The sequence below is a fragment of the Paenibacillus sp. oral taxon 786 str. D14 genome, assembly GCF_000159955.1.
Lineage (GTDB): Bacteria > Bacillota > Bacilli > Paenibacillales > Paenibacillaceae > Fontibacillus > Fontibacillus phoenicis.
The window spans coordinates 148,055-155,703 of sequence record NZ_GG695979.1 but is presented as its reverse complement, the minus strand read 5'-3'; the positions used below and the strand labels follow the sequence as shown (position 1 = coordinate 155,703).

Sequence of the window (7,649 nt, the reverse complement as noted above, 5' to 3'; positions counted from 1 at the left end):
TGCTTTATTCGAAAGAGCCTTAGCTCAAATCATGCTGACGATTATAAATAATCGTTAAGTTTATTGACGCGTTCCATTTGTTCAGTTTTCAAAGAACTTGCTTGCGTTCGGCAATCACCGAAGGTGAAAATCAGTTTTTGTCGAACAGTTATTTATTATACTCATTTGGTCGAATCATGTCAACTTCTTTTTTCGACAGCTCGTAAAGCTTTTCTACAGCATGTCGTTCGAAGCGACAAGTAATAATTTATCACGCCGGAAATCATTTTGCAACATGAAATATTCTCCAATGGCGAGCGGTCATTTCACCAAGAAGCTTGAGTTAGTCGAAGGACTTGCTTCCCTTGATTCGCGCTTTCTCCGCCGGATCACCCAAATGCCAACTCCGCTGCAGGACACAAGCAGAAAACCTGCGGCTAGGCGCAGGACAAGATCATAATCGCCTGTAAATGCACTAAGCCCAGACGAGCCTGCAACAACCCCCAAAGAGAAGAAGGCGTAGAACATTCCAAATGCCTTCCCCTTGTGTTCCGGACGAACATGCCCAACGAGCAGTGCATTTAAGGAAGGGAAGAGCAACGCAAAGCCTAATCCGTAAACCGCCATAACGGCAAACATCCCCGCTTGTTGCCCGATCATCGACAAAGCCAAGAGCGACAGAATTACGATCCCCCCACCCGCAGCGCATAACCGCAGAGGCGATACCCGATCAAACCAACGGTTGCTGGGCAAAATAAACAAGTTGATAGCCACGACACCAAATACGCTAAGCATCAACCCGGCAGCTTGGGCGGGCAGGCCTAACGCTTCCGCTTTAAGAGGAAGGCTATACGTCAGTGCCCCCATAGCAAACATCAAGGCAAAAGCACCATAATAAGCCGTAGCAGCCGCTTCATTGCGCAGCGTAGCCATAAACGCTTGGGCAGCACTAATAGAGAAAGCGTCCTGGTCATCTGGCCGATCCCGGCCATCCCGAAGCTTTCCGAACACAACCAGCGCTCCCCCCAAAAAAAGCAAGGCCGAAGCTACAACGAACAACCCGTCCAATCCCGCACTTGCTTTCATGATGCCGGCCAAAGCTGGTCCCAAAATAGCAGCAACACCAACCGCCGCACCGGAAAGAGCCATGGATCGCCCCTGGGCCTGAGCCTGGGCTGCGCGCGATACCAACGTAAATGCGCTCGGCACCAACAAACCGCCGGCAAGCCCATGCAGGACGCGAACCGCCAAAAGCGCAGCAGGCTGCCGAACCATCGTGTACAGCAACAGAATTCCGGCCGTCGAAACCAAACCGGCGAGCAGAACTTTTTTCCCTCCATACCGGTCAATCCAGAACCCCGCCAGCATGTTCCCTATCATATTGGTCAGGGAGTACATCCCCACGGCAAGCCCGATTTGAAACGAACTCGCCCCAAGGCTCAGCGCTAGAGGTCCCATAACCGGAAGCTGGATAAATAAATCCATAAAGCAGATGAAGACCAGGAGGTTGATGACCCATTTTGCATTTGGCACATTTCGCATTGTTGGCTTATTTGGCATGTCGTTCTCCTCAACCGTTTTCTTTTGAAAATTATACGATATAACCCTCCCGCAAAACCCCAAGCAATCGACCGGAATGATGGCAATCTTCCGAAATTTCAGGTTACGCAAAAAAAGAGGGCCGATCCCTGCTTCCGCAAGGAATCACCCTCAAAATGAATGGGGGCCAGGCCACCCCACTATTGACCCGAGCTCTCGGACGTCTCCGCACCCTCCGTTGTTACTCCGGACGCGTCGGATTCCGCGTTACCTTCAGTGCCCTTCTTCGCCGCTTCATCCTTCAACGCCTTGTCCAACAACGCTTGAGCCTCATCCTGCACTGTTTGCAGGGCTTCATCAATCGATTTCTTCTTCTCCTGAGCTAGCTTCATCTCTCGCTCCAGAATCGGCTGGTATTGCATATAGAAATCGTCTGGTATTTTCGCGTAGTCGCGGCTTGAATTCGAATCGAACTTCGGTTTCAGTTTATAGAAAGCCTCCAGGTTGACCCCGTTGTATTCGGTGGAAATCCCCATCCGGGACAGCAATCCGTTATTCAACGTTCTGGATTTGACCCTGGCGAATTCTTCACCATTAATAAACTTGATAAACTCCCATGCCGCATCCGCATTTGGCGAATTGGCCCGGATCGCGAAGATATCGCTAAAGTACAAAGACCGTGTCGTCTGAGGATCGGCAGGATCCACCGGCCCGGCAGCAACACCAAGCTGGAATGGCTTGTAATCTGTAATGACATCCTGAGCCTGCTTCATGTCTTGCAATAAGTAGGGGCTTTCCACAGACATAGCCACCCGTCCCATCAAGAAAGGCCGGCTCTTATAGTACTCTTCCATCGTCCCGCCTTGGAAGCCATTTTCGTCGGGAATATAAATCGCTTTGGAGTCAATTGCATCCATCGCCAGCTTATACGTTTGTTTCCAGGAATCCGTATTGATCGTTACCTTCATCGTGTCCGGATTCAAGAACTGCAACCCCTGGGCGGATGCAATGTACGAGGCCAGATTTTCCATCGACATCCCGTATTGCACTCCAAATCCATAGACGCGGGTATCCTTATCCCCTTCCGTTGGGAAGCGACGCGCCAAGTCGAGAATTTCCTGCCAGGTCATCCCGTCATGCGGAAGTTCGATACCATATTTCGCAAACAAATCGGCGTTATAAAAAATCGCGTTGCCGCTAAAGGTCGGAGCCAGCCCGTATAACTTGCCGCCGCCTTTCTCCTTCAGCAATTCGATGAGCGCCGGATAAATGCTCTCCGTATCATATTTATCCCGCGCGATGAACGTATCCAGTTCCATGAGCTTCCCATCATTCACGAATTTCTCGTAGTTGCTGGAGTCCAATAGGATGACGTCCGGCTGTTCTTTCTCGAGGAAATCAGAGAAGGCTTTCTCATAATCGATCTGCTCACCATTCGAGCTGTTGTAGATGCTGTTCATGTTGACCACTTCGATATTTACGTTCGGGTGCCCGATCGCGAATAAATCACCGTATTGCTGAAAAAAGTACTGTTCATCCCAAAACATGATTTTAAAGCTCGACGTTTGCTCCTTCTCCTGCGCAGGGCGGCTGGTACAACCTGCAAACAGCATGCAGGCCAGTACAATCAGCAGCCCCTTCATGAACTTGTCCCTCTTCATTACGACCTCCAAATGAATGTTTTTTAATGATGACTCTATGATAATAACGTATGTAAGTAGTGATAGTTTCATATTTTGGTAAAAAAAACCGACCCTCTTTGCAGCTACCTGCCTTGAGAATCGGTCTATAGATGAGCGAGATCAGATTAGCTCAGGTTACCCGGAACGGATTTGGATACCCGGCCGGTTTTGACGTGTGCGGGCTGTGCCGCGGAACGGATGACCTTCATGCCTATCACCTCCTTGCTAGGGTGTACAGGAACTAGGCGCCCCCCAACACCGTTAAGACAAAGCTTCGGAAGTAGGAGCCGTCGCTTCCCGCTGCGCTTGCAGCCAAATCGTGCGCAAGGTCTTTTTGATTTGACGTTTCTCATAAGAGCAAGGGCGATTCCCCGTCCGCATCCGGTACAGCGGGCAGTGGTTCCCTTGGCAGGCCGGCCGGAAGAAACAAGCCTGGCATTTCTCATCCGTCTCCTCGCCGGAAGTCGTCCACAGCGCCAGCTTGTCAACATCGAGATCCATCGTGCCGTCCTCATAAATCCGGCCTAAGCGGTTATTGTCCTGCTCCAGTGCAACCGAGCACTTATACAGCATACCGTCCGATCCAACAATCAAGGAGTTGGGCTTCGCTGCATAACAAACCGCTCCCGTTGGCAGCAAAATATCCGAGATAAACGAACTGACCGTAAGCCCTTCAGCGATCGCTTGCTCGTTGAAAGCCCAAATGCTGCGATCTTTCGTTCGCTCATCGCATACCGGCAGATTGAGATCGTTCTCCCCGCCCATACACCCAACGGGGCGAAAATAAACTTTAAACCGCGGATCATCCCCAAATAAATCGCGAAGCACCGGGATGAACCGGGAAACCTCCTCCAGATTGCTGTTATCGAAGTTCACGCGCAAATTGATTTCAAACGGCCGGTCTACCTCTTTTAATGACATTAAATTATTTACGATGGTTTGGTAGGTGTCCCCGCCTCCGTTCAGGCCGCGGCGGGCGTTGTGCGTTTCGCCTTCTCCATCCAGCGTCACCATAAATCGCTCCACGCGAAGATCCAGCATCTGCTCGAATCTGTCACGTGTCAAATAATATCCGTTTGTCGACATTTCCGCGCCGTATACCGCTCCGTTTGCCTCGCAGGCGGCCATGAACGAACGGGATAATCGTTCAATGACATGTGGGACCAACAGCGGCTCTCCGCCGTGCCAGCTGATCGTCAGCTGCTTCAGCGTGCGGGCGCGCTCAGCCATATAAGCCTCCAGCCCCCGGATCACCTCCTCGCGCATCGTCGCCCGAGGAAACGATTCATAACAATACGTGCAACGGAAATTGCACGCCTCCGTCACCAGTAATACCAGATGCATCGCATCCTGCGCATGCATGGATTGATGCAGGAACAAGGCACGCCGCAATTCGTCCGTATCGCCGGGGACAAGGAACCCCTGTTCAATCAGCGATTCGTACAGCGGAGGCGCAGGTTCAGGAACGGGCGCGGCCGGGGTCAGCCACTCCAGAACCTGATTCCGTTCGGCAGGCGAACAGGCGGCAATCGCCCCGGTGTAGCTGTTGTACAGCATCAGTCCGCCGTCATCGGTTTCGCTGTGCGCATTAAAGCGCGAAGGCTTCCACTGTAACGCATCGTGATTCATGTGTTCTCCATCCTTTTTATGATGATATTTAACTATCGAACCCTCCGGTCCACCGCCCTATGATGAAGAAAACGCCGCTGGTTTGCCATGATTCTCGTCACTTTTGTGATCGCTGGCCGCAAAAAAATCCCCGAACCCACCCGCGGATGTCCGCAGATGTGCTCAGGGATAGGAAAAGGAATTGGTGTAAGCTCTCTATGCGTTCTGATTTCTATTCGCTTTCGTTTAACAGCCGGATCAACTCGTTCTCGTCTTCGATGACCGGGATGCCCAGCTCCTGGGCTTTCGCCAGCTTGCTGCCGGCCTTCTCGCCGGCGATGACCAGATCGGTCTTCTTCGATACACTGCCGGTCACCTTGGCGCCCAGCGCCTCAAGCCGTTCGGTTGCTTCGTCCCGGCTCATCTGATGCAGCGTGCCCGTCAGCACGACCGTTTTGCCGGAGAAGAAGGAGCCCGTCACCGGTGCGGCCGACTTAACCGGAGCCTTCGGCGAAACGCCCAGCTCCAGCATTTTGCGGATGCCCGCCTGATAGAACGGATCGGCAAAGAAGTTCACAATGCTGTCGGCCACAATCCCGCCGATGTCCGGCAGAGCCGTCAGCTCTTCCGTAGTGGCGGACATTACCGCTTCCAGGCTGCCGAAATGATCGGCCAGCACCTTGGTCGTCGATTTACCGGTGTTCGGAATGCCCAACGCGAACAAGAAGGAAGCCAGATCGCGCCCTTTGCTCACCTCGATCGCCTGGAGGAGTTTGTTGGCTTTCTTTTCGCCAAAGCGCTCCAGCTTGATTAGGTCATCAAACGTCAACGTATACAGATCAGCCGGCTCCCGAAGGTTCAGCTCATCGTGCAGCTGCTCGGCGGTTTTCTCACTGAACGTCTCAATATCCATGGCGTCCCGGGAGGCAAAATGCGTAATCCGCGCCACAATTTGCGGTTTGCAGCCCAAGCGATTATTGCAGAACAAATGCGCGCCCCGCTGCTCCAGCGGCGTGCCGCAGGCCGGACAAACCTCAGGGTAGATGATCTCTCCGCCTTCCGGTTCGTCAGGCACTTTGCCGAGAATTTCCGGAATGACATCGTTGGACCGACGGATGAATACGCGGGTGCCCAAAGCGTACTTCAAGTTTTTGCGTTCGATATCGCCGATGTTGTTGAGCGTACAGTTTTGGACGGTGACGCCGGCCAGCTCCACCGGTTCGACTTTGGCCAGCGGCGTGATTTTCCCGGTTCGCCCGACGTTCCAAGAGACGGACTCCAATATCGTTGTCGTCTCTTCCGCTTCAAATTTGAAAGCCACCGCCCAGCGCGGGAACTTGTCCGTATATCCCAGCACTTCGCGTGTGCGCATATCGGTGATTTTGATGACGGCCCCGTCGATGAGGTAATCGAGGGTCGGACGCTTTTCCACGATTTCATGAAGCGCTCCGATCACCTTGTCAAAGCTGGCATGGTAGGTGACATAAGGGTTCACCTTGAAACGGTTGTCCTTGAGGAAGGCCATCATTTCCCGATGATCCTGAAATTTCAGGTTGTCCGAATACCCCACATTGTAGAAAAAAGCGTTGAGCTTGCGCTCCGCCGTTGTCCGCGGGTTCAAGTTGCGCAAAGCGCCGGCAGCGGCATTCCGGGCGTTCTTCAGCGGCTCAGCCGCCGTCTCGTTATATTTGGCCAGCACCGACAAATTCATGATGCCTTCGCCTTGCACCTCGATGGTGCCATCCCGGTAAGGAATGGTCAGCGGCACGGATTTGATCGTTTTGACCTGGGGTAAGATCCCCTCACCAACGACGCCGTTCCCCCGGGTGGCAGCCTGAACGAGCTGTCCATCGGTATAGGTGAGGTTGAGCGTCAACCCGTCAAATTTCAGCTCGACCACGTAGGTCGGATCTGGCAGCGGTGTAGTTGGGTTTTTGCTGTTGTAGTCGGCGATCAGCTTGAGAACCCGGTTGTTCCAGTTCAGCAACTGCTCTTCGTTTTGCGCTTTGTCCAAGCTCCACAGCGGAGCCAGATGGCGGTGTGGCTTGAAGCCCTCCAGCAGCTCGCCGCCCACGCGCCCCGTCGGCGAATCGGGCAGGGTGATCCCCGTCTCCGCCTCAAGCGCGGTCAGTTCATCATACAACTGGTCGTATTCCTTGTCGCTGATGATCGGCTCGTCCAAGGTGTAGTAATGATAGTTGTAGCGGTTCAGCTGCTCGACGAGCTGCTCCATCCTTTGCATCGCATCCATGCAGGGACAACCCTCCTTCAGGTAGGTATGTTATGTATAGCAACGGAGGAACCCGATTGGGTTCACTCCGTAGGTTAAGCGATTGGGGCAAGTGCACTATGTGCCGCCCATGATCTTAAGGGTATTTTTTACCGCTATTTATCGGGAATACGCTAGTTTGCGGAGAATAAGGGAAAAATATGGCGCTATCCCTAGCCAATCCAAGCAAATCTGGGCCATAGGAGCAAAATAAGAACATAAAATGGTCTTATTTCACGAGGAAGGCCCGATTCAATGATCATAAGGACATAAATTACCCTTATTTTCTACTGATGGAGCCCACCCCACCTCTATTCTCCTCAACCTTCCCCGGATTGAGGCAAATATACTCGGTTATCCGCCATCGGTCACTCGCCGTCGGTCACCTTCGTGATCGGAGCGAATCCGGCCAGCAGCCGCTTGACCCCCACCGGTGCGGGGAAAGCGATCTGCAGCTCCGTGTCGTTGCCGGTGCCTTTGATGGCAACGACCGTGCCCACGCCCCACTTGGCGTGGGCGACCTTGTCCCCGGCGCTGAAATCGCCGGGGGCGGTCTTGGCGGCGGCTCCTGA

5 protein-coding genes are annotated in these 7,649 nt (G+C 53.1%); all 5 read right to left on the bottom strand.

Annotated features, from left to right (window positions below; translation table 11 throughout):
* Positions 1-300: 300 nt before the first annotated feature.
* Positions 301-1,539, bottom strand: a complete 1,239-nt coding sequence (locus POTG_RS13755) for an MFS transporter (protein WP_232282299.1) — start codon at positions 1,537-1,539, stop codon at positions 301-303.
* A gap of 179 nt (positions 1,540-1,718) precedes the next feature.
* Complete coding sequence (locus POTG_RS13750; protein WP_036645378.1) at positions 1,719-3,179, bottom strand: ABC transporter substrate-binding protein; 1,461 nt, start codon at positions 3,177-3,179, stop codon at positions 1,719-1,721.
* A 282-nt stretch (positions 3,180-3,461) separates the two neighbouring features.
* A complete protein-coding gene (locus POTG_RS13745; RefSeq protein WP_009225434.1) occupies positions 3,462-4,829 on the bottom strand; it encodes a radical SAM/SPASM domain-containing protein in 1,368 nt (455 codons plus the stop codon).
* Positions 4,830-5,040: 211 nt separating this feature from the next.
* Positions 5,041-7,059 (bottom strand): NAD-dependent DNA ligase LigA, encoded by a 2,019-nt coding sequence (gene ligA, locus POTG_RS13740; RefSeq protein WP_009225433.1) that lies wholly within the window; start codon positions 7,057-7,059, stop codon positions 5,041-5,043.
* Positions 7,060-7,445: 386 nt separating this feature from the next.
* On the bottom strand, positions 7,446-7,649 hold a 204-nt coding region (locus tag POTG_RS24385), incomplete at its 5' end, for a hypothetical protein (protein ID WP_036645376.1).

Excerpts from the sequence above, each read along its gene's own strand:
- POTG_RS13755 (WP_232282299.1), bottom strand. The coding sequence starts at position 1,539 with ATGCCAAATAAGCCAACAATGCGAAATGTGCCAAATGCAAAATGGGTC.
- POTG_RS13750 (WP_036645378.1), bottom strand. The coding sequence starts at position 3,179 with ATGAAGAGGGACAAGTTCATGAAGGGGCTGCTGATTGTACTGGCCTGC.
- POTG_RS13745 (WP_009225434.1), bottom strand. The coding sequence starts at position 4,829 with ATGAATCACGATGCGTTACAGTGGAAGCCTTCGCGCTTTAATGCGCAC.
- ligA (WP_009225433.1), bottom strand. The coding sequence starts at position 7,059 with ATGGATGCGATGCAAAGGATGGAGCAGCTCGTCGAGCAGCTGAACCGC.